22 protein-coding genes and 1 pseudogene are annotated in these 19,687 nt (G+C 72.2%); 13 read left to right on the forward strand and 10 right to left on the reverse strand.

Annotated features, from left to right (window positions below; genetic code table 11):
* Nucleotides 1-45: 45 nt before the first annotated feature.
* From AB0K14_RS17615 to AB0K14_RS17640, 6 genes are all read left to right on the forward strand, one after another.
* Nucleotides 46-1,176 (forward strand): BMP family ABC transporter substrate-binding protein, encoded by a 1,131-nt coding sequence (locus tag AB0K14_RS17615; protein ID WP_360459099.1) that lies wholly within the window; start codon nucleotides 46-48, stop codon nucleotides 1,174-1,176.
* 97 nt (nucleotides 1,177-1,273) lie between these two features.
* The gene (locus AB0K14_RS17620) at nucleotides 1,274-2,848 is read left to right on the forward strand and encodes an ABC transporter ATP-binding protein (protein WP_360459072.1); all 1,575 of its coding nucleotides are present in this window, start codon (nucleotides 1,274-1,276) and stop codon (nucleotides 2,846-2,848) included.
* The gene (locus AB0K14_RS17625; RefSeq protein ID WP_360459074.1) at nucleotides 2,848-3,918 is read left to right on the forward strand and encodes an ABC transporter permease; all 1,071 of its coding nucleotides are present in this window, start codon (nucleotides 2,848-2,850) and stop codon (nucleotides 3,916-3,918) included. The genes AB0K14_RS17620 and AB0K14_RS17625 overlap by 1 nt, the downstream gene beginning before the upstream one ends.
* Nucleotides 3,915-5,180 (forward strand): ABC transporter permease, encoded by a 1,266-nt coding sequence (locus AB0K14_RS17630; protein ID WP_360459076.1) that lies wholly within the window; start codon nucleotides 3,915-3,917, stop codon nucleotides 5,178-5,180. Before AB0K14_RS17625 ends, AB0K14_RS17630 begins: the two co-directional genes overlap by 4 nt.
* The gene (locus tag AB0K14_RS17635; protein ID WP_360459078.1) at nucleotides 5,173-5,562 is read left to right on the forward strand and encodes a cytidine deaminase; all 390 of its coding nucleotides are present in this window, start codon (nucleotides 5,173-5,175) and stop codon (nucleotides 5,560-5,562) included. Before AB0K14_RS17630 ends, AB0K14_RS17635 begins: the two co-directional genes overlap by 8 nt.
* Nucleotides 5,559-6,833: a thymidine phosphorylase gene (locus AB0K14_RS17640; protein WP_360459080.1), complete on the forward strand. Its 1,275-nt coding sequence runs from the start codon at nucleotides 5,559-5,561 to the stop codon at nucleotides 6,831-6,833. The genes AB0K14_RS17635 and AB0K14_RS17640 overlap by 4 nt, the downstream gene beginning before the upstream one ends.
* A 305-nt stretch (nucleotides 6,834-7,138) precedes the next feature.
* On the opposite strand, the gene AB0K14_RS17645 is transcribed toward AB0K14_RS17640, so the two are convergent.
* A complete protein-coding gene (locus AB0K14_RS17645) occupies nucleotides 7,139-8,332 on the reverse strand; it encodes a hypothetical protein (RefSeq protein ID WP_364338393.1) in 1,194 nt (397 codons plus the stop codon).
* Nucleotides 8,333-8,744: 412 nt separating this feature from the next.
* Between AB0K14_RS17645 and AB0K14_RS17650 the strand changes: the two genes are divergently transcribed.
* Nucleotides 8,745-9,809 carry an adenosine deaminase gene (locus AB0K14_RS17650; RefSeq protein WP_360459083.1) on the forward strand — a complete coding sequence of 355 codons (1,065 nt, stop codon included), beginning with the start codon at nucleotides 8,745-8,747 and terminating at the stop codon, nucleotides 9,807-9,809.
* Between the two features lie 90 nt (nucleotides 9,810-9,899).
* Here the strand turns inward: AB0K14_RS17650 and AB0K14_RS17655 are convergent, their stop codons facing one another.
* The 9 genes and pseudogenes from AB0K14_RS17655 to AB0K14_RS17695 form a co-directional block, all read right to left on the reverse strand.
* Nucleotides 9,900-10,823: a serine hydrolase domain-containing protein gene (locus AB0K14_RS17655; protein ID WP_360459085.1), complete on the reverse strand. Its 924-nt coding sequence runs from the start codon at nucleotides 10,821-10,823 to the stop codon at nucleotides 9,900-9,902.
* Nucleotides 10,706-11,344: pseudogene (locus tag AB0K14_RS17660) on the reverse strand (hypothetical protein); the annotation flags it as partial. The pseudogene AB0K14_RS17660 and the gene AB0K14_RS17655, both read right to left, overlap by 118 nt.
* A 94-nt stretch (nucleotides 11,345-11,438) precedes the next feature.
* Complete coding sequence (locus AB0K14_RS17665) at nucleotides 11,439-11,819, reverse strand: hypothetical protein (RefSeq protein ID WP_360459087.1); 381 nt, start codon at nucleotides 11,817-11,819, stop codon at nucleotides 11,439-11,441.
* A complete protein-coding gene (locus AB0K14_RS17670) occupies nucleotides 11,816-11,989 on the reverse strand; it encodes a hypothetical protein (RefSeq protein WP_360459089.1) in 174 nt (57 codons plus the stop codon). The genes AB0K14_RS17665 and AB0K14_RS17670 overlap by 4 nt, the downstream gene beginning before the upstream one ends.
* Before the next feature lie 208 nt (nucleotides 11,990-12,197).
* On the reverse strand, nucleotides 12,198-13,409 hold the full coding sequence (locus AB0K14_RS17675; RefSeq protein WP_360458300.1) for a primosomal protein: 1,212 nt from the start codon (nucleotides 13,407-13,409) through the stop codon (nucleotides 12,198-12,200).
* Between the two features lie 65 nt (nucleotides 13,410-13,474).
* On the reverse strand, nucleotides 13,475-14,029 hold the full coding sequence (locus tag AB0K14_RS17680; RefSeq protein ID WP_360458303.1) for a hypothetical protein: 555 nt from the start codon (nucleotides 14,027-14,029) through the stop codon (nucleotides 13,475-13,477).
* On the reverse strand, nucleotides 14,026-14,400 hold the full coding sequence (locus tag AB0K14_RS17685; protein ID WP_360458306.1) for a YbaB/EbfC family nucleoid-associated protein: 375 nt from the start codon (nucleotides 14,398-14,400) through the stop codon (nucleotides 14,026-14,028). The genes AB0K14_RS17680 and AB0K14_RS17685 overlap by 4 nt, the downstream gene beginning before the upstream one ends.
* Nucleotides 14,401-14,404: 4 nt before the next feature.
* On the reverse strand, nucleotides 14,405-15,568 hold the full coding sequence (locus tag AB0K14_RS17690) for a C40 family peptidase (protein WP_360458309.1): 1,164 nt from the start codon (nucleotides 15,566-15,568) through the stop codon (nucleotides 14,405-14,407).
* 1 nt (nucleotide 15,569) lies between these two features.
* Nucleotides 15,570-15,893: a hypothetical protein gene (locus tag AB0K14_RS17695; RefSeq protein ID WP_360458312.1), complete on the reverse strand. Its 324-nt coding sequence runs from the start codon at nucleotides 15,891-15,893 to the stop codon at nucleotides 15,570-15,572.
* A gap of 158 nt (nucleotides 15,894-16,051) precedes the next feature.
* On the opposite strand from AB0K14_RS17695, the gene AB0K14_RS17700 reads away from it, so the two are divergent.
* The 6 genes from AB0K14_RS17700 (at nucleotide 16,052) to AB0K14_RS17725 (ending at nucleotide 19,674) form a co-directional block, all read left to right on the forward strand.
* A complete protein-coding gene (locus AB0K14_RS17700; protein WP_360458315.1) occupies nucleotides 16,052-16,588 on the forward strand; it encodes an SMI1/KNR4 family protein in 537 nt (178 codons plus the stop codon).
* 214 nt (nucleotides 16,589-16,802) lie between these two features.
* A complete protein-coding gene (locus tag AB0K14_RS17705) occupies nucleotides 16,803-17,390 on the forward strand; it encodes a type II toxin-antitoxin system antitoxin SocA domain-containing protein (RefSeq protein ID WP_360458318.1) in 588 nt (195 codons plus the stop codon).
* The gene (locus AB0K14_RS17710) at nucleotides 17,390-17,965 is read left to right on the forward strand and encodes a Fic family protein (protein WP_360458321.1); all 576 of its coding nucleotides are present in this window, start codon (nucleotides 17,390-17,392) and stop codon (nucleotides 17,963-17,965) included. The genes AB0K14_RS17705 and AB0K14_RS17710 overlap by 1 nt, the downstream gene beginning before the upstream one ends.
* A 16-nt stretch (nucleotides 17,966-17,981) precedes the next feature.
* Nucleotides 17,982-18,326: an SRPBCC family protein gene (locus AB0K14_RS17715; RefSeq protein WP_360458324.1), complete on the forward strand. Its 345-nt coding sequence runs from the start codon at nucleotides 17,982-17,984 to the stop codon at nucleotides 18,324-18,326.
* 50 nt (nucleotides 18,327-18,376) lie between these two features.
* Complete coding sequence (locus tag AB0K14_RS17720) at nucleotides 18,377-18,907, forward strand: RNA polymerase sigma factor (protein WP_360458327.1); 531 nt, start codon at nucleotides 18,377-18,379, stop codon at nucleotides 18,905-18,907.
* Nucleotides 18,904-19,674 (forward strand): zf-HC2 domain-containing protein, encoded by a 771-nt coding sequence (locus AB0K14_RS17725; protein WP_360458330.1) that lies wholly within the window; start codon nucleotides 18,904-18,906, stop codon nucleotides 19,672-19,674. Before AB0K14_RS17720 ends, AB0K14_RS17725 begins: the two co-directional genes overlap by 4 nt.
* Nucleotides 19,675-19,687: the final 13 nt, after the last annotated feature.

A 19,687-nucleotide genomic window follows, 5' to 3' on the forward strand; every position in this document is an offset into this window, starting at 1 on the left:
CTGCTCCTAGCCGAGCAGGGAGGGAGACGAGCCGTGCGTCGTCGAATGCGTGGCCTCGCGGTGGCCGCGATCGCGCTGACCAGCGTTCTCACGATGGCTGCCTGTGCCAAGGACACCGGTGGGAACAACACCGGGTCCGGGTCGACCAACACCGCCGACGGCTGCAAGCTGGCTGAGAAGCCGGCCGCCGCCTCGGCGACCTCCAGCGCCGCCGCGTCGAGCGACAAGGTCGACGGCAGCGCGCTGAAGGTGGGCTTGGCCTACGACATCGGCGGTCGGGGCGACGCGTCGTTCAACGACTCCGCCGCGGCGGGCCTGGACAAGGCCAAGGCCGACCTCGGCATCGCCGAGGTCAAGGAGCTGACCGCGGCCCCGAACGAGCCCGAGGACGCCAAGCAGACCCGCCTGCGCCAGCTCGCGAGCGAGGGCTTCAACCCGATCATCGGTGTCGGCTTCGCCTACGCCGAGTCGCTGAAGGTCGTCGCGCCCGAGTTCCCGAACGTCAAGTTCGCCATCGTCGACGGTGCGGTCGAGGGCGCGGCCAACGTGACGCCGCTGGTCTTCGCCGAGGAGCAGGGCTCCTTCCTGGCGGGCGTCATCGCCGCCTACCAGACGAAGAAGTGCCACATCGGCTTCGTCGGCGGCGTCGAGATCCCGCTGATCCAGAAGTTCGACGCGGGCTACGTCCAGGGCGCCAAGACCGCCGCACCGGACATCAAGATCGAGTCGAAGTACCTGACCCCGGCGGGCGACTTCACCGGTTTCCAGGACCCGACCAAGGGCCAGGAGGCCGCGACCGGCCAGATCGAGGCCGGCGCCGACGTGCTCTACCACGCCGCGGGCGCCTCCGGCAAGGGCGTGTTCTCGGCCGCGAAGTCGGGCAACGCGCTCGCCATCGGCGTCGACTCCGACCAGTACAACCAGAAGACGGTCGAGGAGTCCAAGGACGTCATCGTGTCGTCCATGCTCAAGCGGGTCGACGTCGCGGTGTACGACTTCGTCAAGGCGGTCGCCAAGAACGACCTGGCGAGCCTGCCGAAGGTGTTCGACCTGTCCGTGGACGGCGTCGGCTACTCCACCTCCGGCGGCAAGATCGACGAGGAGCTCAAGGGCGTCCTGGAGGGCTACAAGGCCCAGATCATCTCGGGCAAGATCAAGGTCAAGTCGGCCCCGTAACCCCATCCGGCCTCCGGCGCGCTGGGCCCTGCGAGCACCCTCGCGGGGCCCAGTGCGTGGTTAGCCCCGGCGCAGCCGGAGATCAGACGGAGCTTCCATGAGCAACACCACCCCTGCCGTCGTCCTGTCGGGCATCACCAAGCGCTTCCCCGGTGTCGTCGCCAACAGCGACGTCCACCTGAGCGTGCAGGTCGGCGAGGTGCACGCGCTGTGCGGTGAGAACGGCGCGGGCAAGTCCACCCTGATGAAGATCCTGTACGGGATGCAGCAGCCCGACGAGGGCACCATCGAGGTGGCGGGCAGGCAGGTCCGGTTCCGCACCCCCGCCGACGCGATCAAGGCCGGCATCGGCATGGTGCACCAGCACTTCATGCTCGCCGACAACCTGACCGTGCAGGAGAACGTCGTGCTCGGCGCGGAGTCGCTGCACGGCATCGGCGCCAAGGCGCGCAAGCGCATCCTGGAGCTGGCCGACGCGACCGGCCTGGCCGTCGACCCCGCGGTGCTGGTCGAACGCCTCGGCGTGGCCGACCGGCAGCGGGTGGAGATCCTCAAGGTGCTCTACCGGGGCGCCAAGGTGATCATCCTGGACGAGCCGACCGCCGTGCTCGTGCCGCAGGAGGTGGACGAGCTGTTCACCACCCTGCGCGGCATGCAGGAGCAGGGCTTCACCTTCCTGTTCATCTCGCACAAGCTGGACGAGGTCCGCGCGATCGCCGACGCCGTCACGGTCATCCGCCGCGGCACCACGGTCGGCACCGCCGACCCGAAGGCGGTCAGCTCCCGCCAGCTGGCCGAGATGATGGTCGGCAGCGAGCTGCCCAGCCCCGAGACCCGCGAGTCCACCGTCACCGACCGCGTCGTGCTCCGGGTCGAGAACCTGGGCCTGGTCGCCGCGGAGGGCACCCGGCCGGTGCTCGACGACATCGACCTGGTCGTGCGCGCGGGCGAGATCGTCGGCATCGCGGGCGTCGAGGGCAACGGGCAGACCGAGCTGGTCGAGACGATCATGGGCATGCGCAGGGCGCACCACGGCCGCGTGCTGCTCGGCGACCGCGACCTGACCAGGCTGGGCACGTTGGCGCGGCGCGAGGCGGGCATCGGCTACGTCCCCGAGGACCGGCACCGGCAGGGCCTGCTGCTCACGCAGCCGCTGTGGGCCAACCGCATCCTGGGCTACCAGACCCGCGGCCCCGTCTCGAAGGGCCAGTGGCTGGACCTCGCGGGCGCCAAGAAGGACACCGAGCGCATCGTCGAGGACTTCGACGTGCGCACGCCGAGCATCGACGTGGCCGCCGTCGCGCTGTCCGGCGGCAACCAGCAGAAGCTGGTCGTCGGCCGTGAGCTGTCCGGCGACCCGGTGCTGCTCATCGCGTCGCACCCGACGCGCGGCGTGGACGTCGGCGCGCAGGCGTTGATCTGGGACGAGATCCGCAACGCCCGCGCCCGCGGCCTGGCCGTGCTGCTCATCTCGGCGGACCTGGACGAGCTGATCGGCCTGTCCGACACCATCCGGGTGATGCTGCGCGGCAGGCTGGTCGCGGACGCCGACCCGGCCACGGTCACCCCGGAAGACCTCGGCAGTGCGATGACCGGCGCGGGCGCCACGAGCGCCGCCGTCGCCGAGCACGCCCCTGGCGCCGAGAAGGCGTCGGAATCGGAAGGCGAGTAATGGGAATCTTGCGCGGCAAACTGCTGCCGCCCGTGCTGGCGATCCTGTTCTCCGCCCTGCTGTGCGGTGTCGCGCTGGTGGTGTCCGGCGCGAACCCGCTGCGGGCGTTCGGGGTGATGTTCGCGCAGGTCGGTGAAGGCACCACCGCGGTGGACATCATCAACAGCACCGGCACCTACTACATCGCGGCGCTGGCGGTGGCGATCGGGTTCCAGATGAACCTGTTCAACATCGGCGTCGAGGGCCAGTACCGGGTCGCGGCGGTCGTCGCGGCCGTGGTCGGCGGCTCGATCGCCCTGCCACCCGGCCTGCACGCGCTGGTGATCATCCTGACGGCCGCCGTCGCCGGCGCGCTGTGGGCGGCGATCCCGGCGATCCTCAAGGTGACCCGCGGCGTCAACGAGGTCATCTCCACGATCATGATGAACGGCCTGGCGCTCGGCCTGGCCGCGTACCTGATCGGCGCCGACGTGTTCGGCGAGCTGCGCGGCAACAACATCCGCACCCCGGAGATCCCGGAGAGCGGCTGGGTGCCCGGCATCCCGTTCGGCTCGTCCGGCACGGTGTTCGGCCTGGTGTTCCTGGCCGCGCTGCTGGGCGTGGGCTACTGGGTGATGATGAACCGCACCCGGTTCGGCTTCGAGCTGCGCGCCTCCGGCGAGTCGTCCACGGCCGCCGCCGCGGGTGGCGTGAACGCCAAGAAGATGGTGCTGGTCGCGATGCTGCTGTCCGGCGCGATCGCCGGTCTGGTGTCGATGCCCGAGATCCTGGGCCGCGACCACACGTACAACCTGAACTTCCCGGCCGGGATCGGCTTCTCCGGCATCGCGATCGCGCTGCTCGGGCGCAACCACCCGGGTGGCATCGCGTTCGCCGCGCTGCTGTGGGCGTTCCTGGACAAGTCCGGCCTGGCGCTGGACAACGTGCAGGTGCCCAGGGAGATCGTGACGATCATGCAGGGGGCGATCGTGCTGTCGGTCGTCGTCGCCTACGAGGTGGTCCGCCGGTTCGAACTGGCCGCGCAGCAGCGGCAGGTCGGTCGGCAGCTCGGAACGGTGGATGCGGCATGAGTACCTCGTTGATGAACCCGTCGGAGGCTCCCTCCACCGTTCCGCCACCCCGCAAGGCGCGTCGGATCCCCGGTTGGGCCGTCGGCGCGCTGGGCGTGGCGGGCGCGGTCGTGCTGCTCTCGACCACGTCGTACCTGACCGGTGTGCCGCAGCTGACGTCCACCGGCACCATCCAGACCGCCGTGCGGCTGGCGCTGCCGATCCTGCTGGCCGCGCTGGGCGGGCTGTGGGCGGAACGCGCGGGCGTGGTGAACATCGGCCTCGAAGGCATGATGATCATGGGCACCTGGGGCGCGGCGTGGGCCGGGTACCAGTGGGGCCCGTGGGCGGCGTTGGTCGCCGCGGCCGTGTTCGGCGCCCTGGGCGGGTTGCTGCACGCCATCGCGACCGTGACGTTCGGGGTGAACCACATCGTCTCCGGTGTGGCGATCAACCTGCTCGGCGCGGGGCTGACCAAGTACCTGTCCACGTTGATCTTCTTCCCGCTGTCGAACAACCCGCGCGAGTCGCCCGCGGTGCCCAAGTTCGACACCTACTCGGCCTCCGGCCTGTCGGAGTGGCTCGGCGAGCTGGAGGCCCAGCAGCGGGTCGGGCTGTCCGACGTCGCCGGGATCCTGCGCGGTCTGGTCACCGGGGTGTCGCCGTTGACCATGCTGGCCATCCTGCTGGTGGTCGGCAGCTACCTGGTGCTGTGGCGGACCCGGTTCGGGCTGCGGCTGCGGTCGTGCGGCGAGAACCCGGTGGCCGCGGAGTCGTTGGGCGTCAACGTCTACTGGTACAAGTACGTCGCGGTGATCGCGTCCGGCGCGCTGGCCGGCATCGGTGGCGCGGCGCTCGTGCTCAACCCCGGCCAGCCCGGGTACCTGGAGGGCCAGACCAACGGGCGCGGGTTCATCGGCCTGGCCGCGATGATCTTCGGCAACTGGCGGCCGGGCGGCCTGCTCGGCGGTGCGGCCCTGTTCGGGTACGCCGACGGGTTGCAGCTGCGGTCCGGCGGCAAGACGTTCCTGGCTCTGGTCTACGGCGCGGTGCTGCTGCTGGTCGTGATCGTGATCTGGCAGTTGGTGCGCCGGCGCTGGTTCGCCGCCGCGTTCGGCATCCTGGCCGCCGGCCTGCTGTACGCCGTGTACTACTCGGTGGACGAGGTGCCGAGCGAGCTGACCACCTACGCGCCGCACCTGGTGACGTTGATCGTGCTGGCGGTCGCGTCGCAGCGGTTGCGGATGCCGGCGGCCGACGGCGTGGTGTACCGCCGTGGTTGACGTCGACTGGGAGCTGTTGCGGGCGCGTGCCGTCGAGGCCGCGCAGTCCGCCTACTGCCCGTACTCCGGGCTCCGGGTGGGCGCGGCGGCGATCTGCGACGACGGGCGGATCGTGGTCGGGTGCAACGTGGAGAACGCCGCCTACGGCGTCGGGCTGTGCGCCGAGTGCACGTTGGCCGGCCAGTTCGTGCTCACCGGCGGCGGCAGGCTCGTCGCCCTGGCGTGCCGCAGCGGCACCGGTGAGCTGCTGATGCCGTGCGGCCGGTGCCGTCAGGTGATCTACGAGCTGGGCGGCGCGCCGTGCCTGGTCGACACCCCGTCCGGGGTGCTGCCGATGAGCGAGGTGCTGCCCGACGCGTTCGGTCCGGAGGACCTGCCATGACCCACACCGCCGTGGACGTGATCCGGGCCAAGCGCGACGGCGCCCGGTTGACCGACGAGCAGATCGACTGGGTCGTGGACGCCTACACGCGCGGGGCGGTGGCCGACGAGCAGATGTCGGCGCTGGCCATGGCGATCTTCCTGAACGGCATGGACACCGCCGAGACCGCCCGGTGGACGCGGGCCATGGTCGACTCCGGCGAGAAGCTGGCGCTGGACGTCGGCCGGCCCACCGTGGACAAGCACTCCACGGGCGGGGTCGGCGACAAGATCACCCTGCCCCTGGCGCCCCTCGTGGCCGCCTGCGGCGCGGCCGTGCCCCAGCTGTCCGGGCGCGGCCTGGGCCACACCGGGGGGACGCTGGACAAGCTGGAGTCCATCCCGGGCTGGCGTGCGCAGCTGTCCGTGGACGAGGTCGTCGCACAGCTGCGGTCGGTGGGCGCCGTCATCTGCGCCGCCACGTCCGGCCTCGCCCCGGCCGACAAGAAGCTGTACGCGCTGCGCGACGTGACCGGAACCGTCGAGGCGATCCCGCTGATCGCGTCCTCGATCATGTCCAAGAAGATCGCCGAGGGCGCCGAAGCGCTGGTGCTGGACGTGAAGGTCGGCTCCGGGGCGTTCATGAAGTCCCTGGAGCAGGCTCGTGCGCTGGCGACGGCGCTGGTGTCGATCGGCGTCGACCACGGGCTGCGCGTGTCCGCCCTCCTGACCGACATGTCGGTGCCGCTGGGACGGGCCGTGGGCAACGCGGTCGAGGTCGCCGAGTCGGTCGAGGTCCTGCGCGGCGGTGGCCCGTCGGACGTCGTGGAACTGACCGTGGCCCTGGCCGAGGAGATGCTGTCCCGCGTGGGGATCTCCGCGTCACCGCGCGAGGTCCTGGCCTCCGGCGAGGCCTACGAGACGTGGGCGCGGATGATCCGGGCCCAGGGCGGCGACCCGGAGGCCCCGCTGCCGGTGGGCAGGCACAAGCACGTCGTCACGGCGCCTGCGGACGGCTACCTGACCTCGCTCGACGCGTACGCGGTCGGTGTCGCGGCCTGGCGGCTGGGCGCCGGTCGGGCCCGCAAGGAGGACCCGGTGCAGGCCGGCGCGGGCATCCTGTGCCTGGCCAAGCCCGGTGATCGGGTGACCGCGGGCCAACCGCTGCTGGAGCTGCACACCGACACCCCGGACGCCGTTCCCGGTGCTCTGGAGTCGTTGGCGGGCGGCTACGCGGTGGGCGACGAACCTCCCGCTCGCGGACCCCTGGTGATCGACACCATCAGGGGCTGAACAACGCCGGTTGTCGGTCGCACGCTCGGCGGGACTCCGGAATTGTCGGACCCTTCGGGCAGAATAAAAACAGGGATCCCTGGGCGGGGACGCCTGCGGAGCATTCCGTTGAATGCCGGGCACCACGGCGTGAATGCGCGAAAGGCATTGCGGGTGAAAGCGCGAAAGGCCCGGTCCGCGGGAGGCGGGCCGGGCCTTTCGGTGTCCGTGATCAGACGCGGTGATCAGACGCGGTGGTCGGATGCGGTGGTCGGATGCCGTGGTCAAGCGCGAGCGATCAGGCGCCGGTGGTGCGGCGCCTGCGATCAGGCGCCCTCGGCGGTCAGGTCGTCGTCGTCCACGTTGCGGTTGTCGCCCGGCTTCGGGCCGTTCTTCCGGGTCCGCCGCTGCGGCCTGGGCAGCGCGGTGGGCGGCGGGGGCGGGGTGGGGGAGCCGCCGCCGAGGATCAGCTCGGCGAAGGTCGCCATGGCCTCGTCCAGCTGGCCGCCGATGCGCAGCTCCGACTCCTGGTTGCTCTTGCGCACCAGGCCGGCCAGCGAGTCGGCGTCGGGCCGGGTCGACAGGGTGCCCTCGACCTTGGCGATGCCCTGCTCCACCACGCCGGACAGCTCGCCCAGGCGCGCGGCGAAGTCGTCCTCGACCGAGTCGAGCCTGGTCGCCATGGTGTCGAGCCGGGACGTGACCTGCTCCAGGCGCTGCGCCAGCGCCTCCAGCCGGTCGGTGGAGTCGACCTGGTCGCGGGTCTCGTCCAACGCCGCGTGCAGCGCCTCGCGGGCCTCGTCCAACTTGCCTGTGAACGTGCTGCGGGTGTCGGCCAACGACGACGAGAGCGACTCGCGGGTCTCGGTGAGCGCCGAGTGCAGCCCGTCCCGCGTGCTGTTGAGGTTGTCGCGGGTCTCGTCCAACCGGCCGTGCAGGTTGTTGGTCGAGTCCGTCACCGACCGCTGCAACGCCTCGCGCGTGCCGTCCAGGTGCTCGTGCACGCCCTCGTCGACCTCGTCCAGACGACCGCGCAGCGCGGCCTCCAACGCCTCGATGCGCTCCCGCAGCGGCCCCGTCACCGCACCCGGCACCTGGTCGACCTTGCCGTCCTGCTTGTCCAGGTGACCGTCGAGGTCGTCGATGCGCTTGTGGATGTGGGAGAGCTTGTCCTCCAGGCCGTCCATCCGCCCGGCGACGCCCTCGAACCGGCCCGCCACCCCGTCGAGCCGACCGTCGAGCTGCGCGAACGGCTTGGCGAGCTTGTCGACCAGGCCCTCGACGGCCCGCCCGATGCTCTGCACCGCGTTGTCCTGCGCCTCCAACCTGGTGAGCGCCTCGTCCAGCCGCTCGGCCAGCACGCCGACCTCGGTCCGGTCGGGCAGCTCGGACAGGCGCTTGCGAACGGAACCCAGCGATTCGAGCGGGGACATCCGCGCGTGGATCTCGTCCAGTGCGTCGAAGATCTGCTGCTGTTCGCTCTCACGGATCTCCGCGGCGCGCGTGAGCATGTTGCGCATCCGATCGAAGGACATCGTGGAGTTGCTGTTCTCGTTCACGGCTCGGGTGCCTTCGTCCAGGGGAGGGGAGACCTCCGGGAGCCTAACCAGGTTGGGCCGGTGGGCAGTAGCGCCCCCCGACGGGGACAGCCTGGATCGACCTTGCATGTACTCCGTTGGAGTGACGATGGCCGACCCTACCCGAAAGTAACCGGACGCGCCCCTGTGACTGCTCCGTGTGAGCATCCGCCGTGTGAGTGACTAAAGTCCTGGTGGCGGTAGCGGAAAGTTCTGCATCACGAGTGCACAACGGCGAATGCGACGCCCAACCGAGTGGTTCTGGACACACTCGGTGACGCGGGGGTGATGATACCGCATCAAGATCATCGAGTGGCGGAACGACACGGCGTGTCACCGGTATACGGTGACGCCCATGCCGACCCCGCTTACCCAGGAGGCCCTTCGCAGCGCGCCGAAGGTGCTGCTGCACGACCACCTCGACGGTGGCCTCCGCCCTCTGACGGTGATCGAACTCGCCCAGGACTGCGACTACCACGGCCTGCCCACCACCGACCCAGTCGTGCTGGGTGAGTGGTTCCGCAAGAACGCCGACTCCGGCTCGCTGGTCAGCTACCTCCAGGGCTTCACGCACACCTGCGGCGTCATGCAGACCGAGGCCGCGCTGGTCCGCGTCGCCTCCGAAGCCGTGCAGGACCTCGCCGCCGACGGTGTCGTCTACGCCGAGATCCGCTACGCGCCCGAGCTGTTCACCGATCGCGGCCTGAGCCTGGAGCAGGCCGTCGAGGCCGTGCAGGAGGGCATCGCCCAGGGCCGGGCCGCCGCCGGCTCCCCCATCAAGGTGAACACGCTGCTGTGCGCGATGCGCCAGAACGAAGGCTGGCTGCGCATCGCCGACCTGGTGGTCCGCTACCGGGACGCGGGCGTGGTCGGCTTCGACATCGCGGGCCCCGAGGTCGGGTTCCCGCCCAGCAAGGAGCTGTCCGCGTTCGAGTACCTGCGGCAGCAGAACTGCCACTTCACCATCCACGCCGCCGAGGCCGAGGGCCCCGTGTCGGCCTGGGAGGCCGTGCAGTTCGCGGGTGCGGAGCGGCTGGGCCACGGCGTGCGGCTGATCGAGGACATCAACGGCGACGTCGTCGGCCCACTGGCCGCGTACGTGCGGGACCGCCGCATCGCGCTGGAGATGTGCCCGACGTCGAACGTGCAGACCGGTGCGGTGGCGTCGCTGGCCGAGCACCCGATCAAGCGGATGGCCGACCTGGGCTTCCGGATCACCCTGAACACCGACAACCGGCTGATGAGCCAGGTGTCGATGAGCAGCGAGTTCGCCACCGTGGTCGAGCACTTCGGGTTCGGCTGGGAAGACCTGGGCCGGTTCACCGTCAACGCCGCCAAGGCCGCGTTCATCTCGCACGACGAGCGCCGCGCGCTGATCCAGGACGTGATCGAGCCCGCGTACGCCGCGCTGCGCGACTGACGCGTTCCGGACAAGAGCTCTCGGACCACGAGCACGAGGTCGCGGGCCCCACGGGGTTCGCGACCTCGTGTTCGTGGGGCCACCGCGGCATCACGCCGGCAAGGTCGTGAGCAGGCCGTGGGCGGTGGCGATGAGGTTGTGGCGGCGGGTGTGCCGGCGGGTCGCCAGTGCGGCCAGCGCGGTGCGGGTGGCGGGCCGGTAGCCGAGGTAGGCGTGCTGGCCGAACGTGGCGCCGCCGTGGAAGAAGACGGGTCCGAGGTCGGTGTCCGCGCGGAACCACGCCAGGGCGCGTGCGGGCGCGCGACGGGGTTGGGGCGCGGTGTGGTCGGCCTGGACGGCGCGCAGCGCGTCGGCCAGCGGTGTGTCGTCGGGGCCGAGGTGGGCTTCGAGGTAGGTGAGCAGGTCGTGCGCGGTGGCGCGCACGGCGCCCGCGGCGGTGAAGCCGCCCAGGTCCAGCGGCGGGACGGGGCCGCCGCGCGCACCGTGCCCGACCGCGTCGGCGCCGGGTGGACCGGGACGCAGGCGGATGCCGTCCAGCCCGAGCGGGTGCAGGACGTGCCGGGCGAGCAGGTCCGGGTAGGGCGTGGTGGTGTGGTGCGCCAACGCGTGGCCGAGCAGGGCCACGCCGAAGTTGGAGTACCTCCAGCGGACGCCCGGTGGCGTGCGGACGCGGTGCCGGCCGAACTCGCGCAGCAGCCGTTCACGCGGGTAGCCCGCGTAGGCGTTGGTCCTCCACCGGGGCAGGCCCTGCCGGTAGAAGAACGGGTCGTGCGGCAGGGTCGGCAGCCCGGACGTGTGCGTGGCCAGGTGCAGCAGGGTGATCTCCTCCGGACTGGGGAATCCGGCAGGCAGGAACGCACCGGCGTGTCCCGGTCCACGTCGCCGGTGGCGACGAGTTGGGCCAGCAGGAGCCCGGCGAACGTCTTCGACACCGACCCCAGCTCGTGGTGCAGGTCCGCCGCCCCCGGCACGGGGTCGGTGCCCGCGGTGGTGATCGTGCGGTGGCCGTGGCACGACAGGGCGAACACGACACCGGGCGCGCGGACGCCGCAGGCGGCCCGGTGCAGGCGCCGGCCCACGTCGTCGTGGTGGCTGCGGGTGCCCGTCACGGCGGACCGGGCAGCAGCGCCGTCAGCGCGCGAGAGGTGGCCAGGGTCGCCGCGAAGGCGGCCACCAGGGTCGAGTGGTGCACCTGGTCGAAGACCTCCCGCCGGTCGCCGGTGAGGGGGTCGTCGCCCGCCGGCACGGCGCCGTCCTCGGCCTGGGCGGCGGCCAGCCGGGCCCACCCGTCCTCGGGCAGGGCGGGCGCGGGTAGGCAGGCGTCCACCGCGAGCAGCCCGCCGAGCAGGTCCCAGTCGTGCCGGTGGGCGCACTCCTCCAGCCACGCGGGTAACCGCCACCTCAGGTGGTCGACGGTCTCGGCGGGCAGCGCGTCGGGGCGTCCGCCCCAGGAGGTGAGGTGCAGGACGGTGTGGGAGGCGTCGTGGGCGGTGGAGCGCTCGACGGTCCACGGCGCGGGTGCGTGGCCCGGCCACGTCTCCCGTGCGGCGGCGCGGACGTCGGCGGCCGAGGCCAGGCCGAGCCGGTGTTCGGCCGCGACCACGCTCAACCGCCGCGCGGGCGGCAGGCTCACGGCCGTCCCGTCGACCAGCGGCCGGGTGGTCCGCAGGAGGTCCTCGACCAGCAGGTTGCGGTAGCCGCCGGCGGAGAACGCGGCGTAGAGCTCCAGCGGACCGGTGAGGACGGCTCCGCCTGCTGGAGCCGGTGCAGGCACGCGCCGCCGTCGAGCAGGTCGTGCCAGGCGAAGTCGAGCAACCGCCGGGCCACGGCGGACTGCCGGGTGCCGCCCGCGCCTTCCCGCAGGATCGCGCCGGCGGTCAGCGCGAGGTCCCCCACCGCCTGCACCCGCGTCACCTCGTGGTCCGGTCGGGGGCGGAAGCCCTCCCGCCGGCCGTGGATCCAGTCCAACGCCCGCGCTCCGACCTGGTGCACCAGTCGCAGGTCCATCATCGGCTCCGCACCCCCGGCCGGGTCAGACTGCGGCGTGGTGGACGCGGGCGCCGGCCGAGGTCGCGGCGAAGGCGGCGACCCACCGACGAGTCGGGCTGCACCGGGAACGCCGCCACCGCCTCCCGGACCAGTGCCAGATCGGCGGCGGCGGGCGCAGGCACGTCGATCATCTCCTCACCTCATCCGACGAGCCGGTGCCCCCAGTGCAACTCCGGCCCGTCGGCCGGGCAACACCGCCCCACCATCCAGCGATGCCGTACGAGGGAAACCGTCCCCGGACGGGGGACGAGGACCGCCTTGACCCGAGGACGGCGAAAAGCGGAGGTCGCGGGCTCCGATGGGTGCCCGCGACCTCCGCTCAGTACGGCTTGCCGATGCCTAGTGCACCTTGAGCCGGTCCTCGAACGCCGCCACGAGCGACCGCCACGCCACCTGCTCGTCGTCGAACGGCGCGCTGGGCGCGAGCCGCGTCGGGTCCGGCTTGAGCACGTACGACACCAGCCACCCCAGCCGCTCGGACTGGTTCAGCGCGACCTTCACGGTGTCGTCGTGGGCCCACTCGCCCGCGTCCTCCAGCAGTTCGACCACCAGGTCGAGCTGCGTGGGGTCCACCGCGTCCGGACCGTCGACGATGTCCTCGTCCAGGCCGGTGAGCACGTAGACGTTGTCCGGGTCGACCGCGACGTCCAGGTCGCCGCCGGTCGCCTTGGTGACCAGCTCGCCCCAGGTGGAGACCTCGGCCAGGTCGTTGTCGTCGGCCTCGACGATGAACCGGGCCAGCCCGCGCGGCGACGTGAACACGTCGATCTTGCCCTTGCGACCGAGGAACACCGGGTGGTCGTCCAGGTAGCAGCGCAGCGTGTAGTACTCGCCCGCGCCGCTGATGATCTTGATCGGGTCGATGCCGACCTCGCCCCAGAACCCGACCGGCTCGTCGTCCTCGTCGTCGGCGTCGTCGTCCTTGGAGACCGCCGCCGCGGCGTTGGCCTCCTCGAACTCGGCCAGTTCGTCCTGCGCGGCCTTGAGCGTGGGCTCGTCCACCTCGGGCGTGGTCACGACCTCGTCGATCGCGTCCAGCACCTCGTCCCACTTCTCGGCGACGACCTGCGAGATCTCCGACCACAGCGCCTGGCCCTCGCGGCCGGTGAACGGCAGCGTGCCCTGCGGCAGCAGCGCGAAGCCCTCCGCCGAGTCCAGGATCTCGTGCACCTTCTCCAGCTCGCACACGTCCGCCAGCGACCGCACGATCGAGATGACGTCGGCCAGCTCGCCGATCACCCAGGTGTCGGGCTCCTCGGCGACCAGCTCCGGCACGCCGACCAGGTCGAACTGGTGGTTGTCGTCCGGCGACAGCTCACCGACCGACAACGCGGGCACGACGTGCCACGCCGGGTGGTCGGTCAGGTCGTGCTCCTCGGCCTTGCGCACGAACGCCGCCAAGTGCGCGGCATCGGGGAACGCGTACAGGTCCTCCTCGTGGCCGAGGAAGGCTTCCCACTCCTCGCCCTCTTCCCGCCAGCGCGGGGCCCACAGGGTGACCACATCACCCTGGGTGAGCCCCAGCTCGATCGGGACGATGTCCTGTGCCATCCGACCTCCCGGTCACGCCATGCCCCTTTGCGATGCGGGGGCAAGAGTACGGGGTCGATCACGCGCTACTGCCGTTGACCACGGAAAGGGTCCGCGAAGTAGTCGTCGTCGTCCGTTTCCGGGGGCTCCGGACGGGTCGCGGGACGGGTCTGCCGCTGCCCCGCCCACGGTGGCGGGGTCGGTCCGGCGGCCCCCTGTCGTGGTGCGACGGGCGACGTCGTGGGCGGTGCGGGCGCGGCCTGCGGCGGCGCGGTCCTCACCGACGACGCCTCCGCCGGCGAGGTCTCCACCAGCGAGGTCTTCGGCGACGCCTTCAGCGGCGGCGGGCCCGCGAACGCCTCCACCGCCATGGCCACGCCGTCGCCCAACGACTTGGCCAGCTCGTTGTAGCTCTTCTGCACGGCCGCGTCCGTCGCGAGCCGCGCCGTCTCCACGACCAGCCTGCCGACCACGTCCGGTCCCTGCGCCAACGCGTTGGGGTGCAAATCGAGTGCCTTCAGCTCGCCCGTCGCGGTCGCCGTGGCGCGGGCCAGGCGGGTGGGGTGCTCGGCGCTGCCGGTGGTGCGGGCGAGCACCTCGGTCAGGCCCTCGGCCGCCGCGAGCCGTTGTTCCCGCGTCACCGCGAACCCCTCAGGTACGAGCCGCCGAAGTCGTCGTCGTCCGGACCGCGTTCGAAGCCGATCTCGGTCAACGCCCGCAGCGTCGCCGGGTCGGCCACGCGTTCCAGCGCCCGGTGCATCCGCGAGGCGGCGTCCCGGGAGGCCCGCGCGGACACGCGCAGGATCTCGTCCGCCAACGCCCGCGGTCCCGCGTTGAGCGCCGCTGGTGACAGCCGCACCTCCCGGGGTGGGCCGCCGGGCGCGGTGACGACCGTGACCGCGCCGTCCGGTGAGGACGCCCGGCCCAGCACCGGTCCGGTGCGCGCGACGTGCTCGGCCACCCGCCGCTCGGTGTCGGCGACCCGTTCGGCCGCCCGCTGCGTCTCGTCCACGTCCTCAGCCCGTCGGTCGGTAGAAGCCCATGAAGCCCATGCCGCTGTTGCTCGTGCGGATCGGGTTCACCTGCACCGGGTCGCCCGCCTCCACCATCTGTCCGTTGCCGATGACCATGGCCACGTGGCCGTCCCAGACCACCAGGTCGCCGGGCAGCAGTTGGCCGGGCGGCACGGACGCGCCCATGGCCTGCGACGACGCGGGTCGGGGGATGTCGAAGCCGGCGCCGCCGTAGGCCCACTGGGTCAGGCCGCTGCAGTCCGTGCCCTGCGGCGGGTTGGCACCGCCCCACACGTACGGGGTGCCCAAGGCGGACAACGCGTTGCGCACGGCGCGTGCGGCGGTCTCGTTGGGCGCTTCGGCGGAGCTGCCGTCGGGCAGGTTCACGCCGACGCCGGTACCGGGCTGCGGCGGGATGGCCACCGGCAGGCGCGGGCCGACGGCGCCACCGCCTCCACCGCCTCCGCTGCCGCCTCCGCCACCGCTGCTCCCGCCTCCGCCGCCACTGCTGCCGCTGTTGCCGCCGTTGCCTCCGGCCGACGAGGAGGACCCGCCGCTGTCGCCCGCGGACGACGTCGACGTGGTGCCACCGCTCTCCACGCCCAACGGGTCGCCGAGCCCGGCGAAGTCCGGCTGTTGGAGGCCCTGCAACCGGGTGACCACGGCGGTCAGCTCGGCGCGCACCGCGTCCAGTTCCCGGGCGGTCCTGCCCTCGTACTCGCGGGCCTTCGCGGTCACCTCCGCGGCCACCGCGAGCACCGCGCCGATCCCGCCGAACACCCCGGCCGCGACCGCCGCCGCCAGCCGGGGCCACGCCCAGCCGGTGAACTCGTCGATCAGGCCCTGGATCGCGGTCTTGCCGGAGTTCACCGCGTCCACCGCCGTGGTGGCCGCCTCCTGGGTGGTCGTCGCGTTGCGCGCCAACGTGCCCACGCCACCGGAGAACGTGGCGACGCGGGACTGGAACGCGGTCGCCTTCTCGCCGTACCAGGCGCTCAACGCGGTGTTCGCCGCGCCCGTGTGCCTGCCGTCGATCTCGGTCAACGCCGAGGACGCCCGCCTGAACGCCTCCGCCGCGCTCGTCGCGCCGCCGGTGTCGCCCTCGAGCTTGGCCAGGTGGTCCTTCATGGGCTGGACCAGGCCCGCCAGGAAACCGCCGACGTCCACGTCAGACCTGGGCCGACCGGTCGAGGTCGGCGCCGGTGCGCGCCTCCTGCTCGACGTACGCCTGGCCCGTCTGCCCGACCGCGGCGGCGAACGCCGACAACCCGGCGGACGCGGCGGCCACACCGTCCACTTGGGCCTGTGCCGCGCGCTGGAACGCCGCGCCGAGGCCGACCTCGTCGCCGATCTCGCCGAAGCTGCCCGCGGCCAACGACGTCGTGCCGGCCAACGTGGCCGTGCCGACCGTGCCCACCTCGCTCGCCAGACCCTTCGCCGTGCTGCCGTACGCCGACAGCGCCGCGGTGTCGACGCCGAAACCCCGTTCCACGTTCGTCCCCCTTTTGGTGCCGTGCGAGGGCGATCCTGCCCCATCCGCGGGTGCGTCGTGCGGCGTTCGGCCAGATCCTGCCCCGATGAGCGGTACCACGGGCGGTGCGGTCACCTGATCATGTGTGGGTGGGTGTTTTGCGCCATTGGGAACGGATTGTGGCGTGGCTGGACCACCACGCCCCCTCGACCGGATCGGCGTTCGTGCCCCCCGAGGACAGCGCCGCGGTCGAGGCGTTGGCGGCCGCCAGCGGGCTTGAGCCGCCGGACGAGCTGCGCGCGTGGTGGGCGGTGTGCGGCGGCACGGCCGACTTGGCGTTCGCCGAGGTGCTGCCGCCGTTCTACACGCCGCTCGGCCCGTCCAACGCCCTGCGGTCGTGGCGGTTGAAGGAGCGGTTCTGGCCCGCGGACCTCGACACGGAGGCCGGCACGCCGACGCGGGGTTTCCACCCGATGTGGCTGCCGATCGCGTTCGACGGGTGCGGTGACGCGTTGGCGCTCGACCTGAGGCCCGGCGTGCTGTCGGGGTGCGTGGTCGAGTGGGACCGCGAGGCGGGCGAGATGCTCAAGCCGGAGTGGACCAGCCTGGACGAGATGCTGGACCAGGTCGCGACGGCCCTGGAGCACCGCAGCCGGCTCGGCCACTGCGAGCCGTTGATCACCACGGACGGCCGGCTGGGTTGGTGCACGAACTAGCGCCCCGCCGTCCTGAGCGTTGAACTCGGAGGTCCCGAACGTAGGACACGCGCGTTCTGAACGTAGGACACGCGCGTTCTGAACGTAGGACACGCGCGGTTTGGAGGTTGGACGCGCGGGGTTGGTCGCGGTGGTGGGCGGCGAGGTCGGTCCGCTGCGCCGCGATCTCCGGTAGAATGAGTAGTCGCAGCTCAGAGCACTCGCTGGAGGTGGCATGGCGGACGTCCACGACGTTGCCGCGGCCGTGCTCGACGCCACCGGGCCCGAGTCGCCGATGAAGCTGCAGAAGCTCCTGTACTACACCCAGGCGTGGCACCTGGCCGAGTACGGCGAGCCGCTGTTCGACGCCCGGATCGAGGCGTGGCGGCGAGGTCCGGTGGTGCCCGAGGTCTACTACCGCCACCAGGGTCAATCCGAGGTCTGCGCGTGGGAAGAGGGCGACCCGAGCGGGCTCAGCGAGCGTGAACGCGCGGTCGTCGCGTCGGTGGTCGAGCGGTACGGGCACTTCAGCAGGCACGAGCTGAGCGACATGGCGCACGACGAGGAGCCGTGGCGCGCGGCGCGGGGCGACCTGCCCGAGTCGGAGCCCAGCAGCGCGCCCCTCTCGCACGAGGTGATGGCCCGCTACTTCCGCCGGCTGACCAGCGGCGCCGAGGAAGCGATCGCGGAGGCCGTCGGCAGCGCCCGGTTGGAGGGCCTGGCCGTCCCGGACGACGTGGTGGCCACGATGCGTGCCGTCGCGGCCGGTGAGCTGACCGCCGACGAGGCGATCGCCCGGGAGATCGAGGCGCTGCGCCGGTAGTGGACGAAGACCCCTACCTGGACCCCGTGTCCGGGGTGCTGCGCAACAACCTGGGTCTGACCGACCCGCTGGAGTGCGACTTCGCCGAGACCCGGCTGAGCACGATGCGCGTCGAGCAGCTGGCGATGGCCTCCCTGCCCGGTCTGTACGACCTCGCCCACCTGCGCGCCTTCCACCGCCGCATCTTCGGCGACTTCTACCCGTGGGCCGGTGAGGTCCGACGGGTCAACATCGGCAAGTCCGCGTTGTTCGCCGCCTGGCAGCAGATCGAGGCCTACGCGATCGGGGTGTTCGACGACCTGAGGAAGGAGCGCTACCTGCGCGACCTGCCGCGCGAGGCGTTCCTGGACCGGTTCACGCACTACTTCGCCGAGGTCAACGCCGTGCACCCGTTCCGCGAGGGCAACGGGCGCGCGCAGCGGGCGTTCTTCCGCCAGCTGGCGCGGGAGGCGGGCTGGCGGGTCGCCGTGCACACGCTGGACCGGGTCGCGTTCATCGACGCCTGCGAGCAGAGCCTGACCCGGACGAACGACGCGCTGCGCGACCTGTTCGACACCGTCTTGAGCCAGGCCTGACCGGGTACCCGCAGCCATGACCAGCTACGAGTACCGGGCGCCGGTCGAGATGTCCGCGCGGGAGCTATTCGAGTTCCTCGCCCGTCCCGAGAGCCTGCCCCAGCACCTGCCCGGGTTGTCCGATTCGACCCCGCGCATCGACCACGACCTCCGCCGCTTGTCCTGGGAGGAGAACCGCTACCGGGGCGAGCTGAGCGTGGTCGAGGACGGCGACGGCCGCAGCGAGGTGGCGATCGCCGTGGAGACCGACGAGCCCGGCGACGTGCGGCGGGAGCTGGAGGAGGCGGTCGCGGCCCTGGCGCACCGGGCCACCTCCGAAGCCGACCTGAGCGCCGCGAAGGACCAGGACACCTGGTACTGATGTGACCCAAGTCACTCTCCGGTGAGAACCTTTTCCGCGAGCGGGTCGTCTTGCCGGATGTGAACGAGGAGCAGCTGGTCCGCGCGGTGGCCCGTGGCGACCGCGCGGCCTTCGAGGAGCTCTACCGCCGCACGTCGCCGTGGCTGGCGGTGCGCCTACGCCGCCGGTGCGCCGACGAGCAGGTCGTCGCCGAGGTCATGCAGGAGACGTACCTGGCGGTGTGGCGGGCCGCGGGGTCGTTCGCGGGCGCGGCGGTCGACGGCACGGCGGTCGGGTGGCTGTGGACGATCGCGGCCCGGCGGCTGGTCGACGCGTTCCGCCGGCGCGCCCTCCAGGCCCGGCCGCTGCCGGTGGCCGAGGCCGCGCCCGCCGCCGAGGACGAGGTGCTGGCCGGCGCGTTGAGCGACGACGTCGGCGGCGCGCTGCGCGACCTGGCACCGGAACTCCGGCAGGTGTTGCAGGCGATGGTGCTGGACGGGCTGACCGTGCGCGAGACCGCCGTGCTGCTCGGGGTGCCCGAGGGCACCGTCAAGACCCGCGCCCGGCGGGCTCGGATCGCGATGCGGGAGGCACTGTCATGAACGAGCACCCCTCGGCCGGCTCGATCGCCCGCTACGCGGCCGGTGACGACCTGCCCGCCGACCTCTCGTGGGCGGTCGAGTCGCACCTGGAGACGTGCGCGACGTGCCGGTTGCGCCTGGCCGACGTGGCTCCGCCGCAGGTCACGGCGTTGACGTCGGCGGTGTGGGCGGAGTTGGCAGCCACCGGCACGCCGGTGCGCCGACGCCGCCCGCTCACCCGGTGGGCCACGCCGTCGTTACTGCCGTGGCTGGTCATGACGGCGTTCGTGGTGCTGGCGGCGCTGTCGCTGGACGGGCTGCTGCCCGCCCGCTCCACGTCCTCCGCGGTGCTGCTGATCGCGCCGATCGTGCCCGTGCTGGGTGTGGTCGCGGCGTGGTCGCGGGGCATGGACCCGGCGCACGAACTGGTCGTGTCCACCGCGCGGGCCGGGTTGCCGCTGGTGCTGCGCCGCACGGTCGCGGTGCTGGTGGTCGTGCTGCCCGCGTTGTTCCTCGGCGGCTGGCTGGCGGGTGCTTCGCCCGCGTACTGGCTGCTGCCGTGCCTGGCGGTCACGTCGGTGACGCTCGCGCTCGGCGGCGTGATCGGGGTGCGCCGCGCCGCCGTCGTCGCCACCGCCTCGTGGGCGGCGCTGGTGGTCGGTCCGGCGCTGGTCGTCGGCGCGGTCCCGGTGGTGCTCGCACCCGGTGCGGCGCCGGTGTGGGCGGCGGTGCTCGTCGGGGGCGCCGCCGCCGTGTTCTTCAGGTCCGCGGCTTACACGCGGCTGTGACGGAGGGTGGGCT

Source organism: Actinosynnema sp. NPDC050801, assembly GCF_040673975.1.
In the GTDB taxonomy this organism is placed as follows: domain Bacteria; phylum Actinomycetota; class Actinomycetes; order Mycobacteriales; family Pseudonocardiaceae; genus Actinosynnema.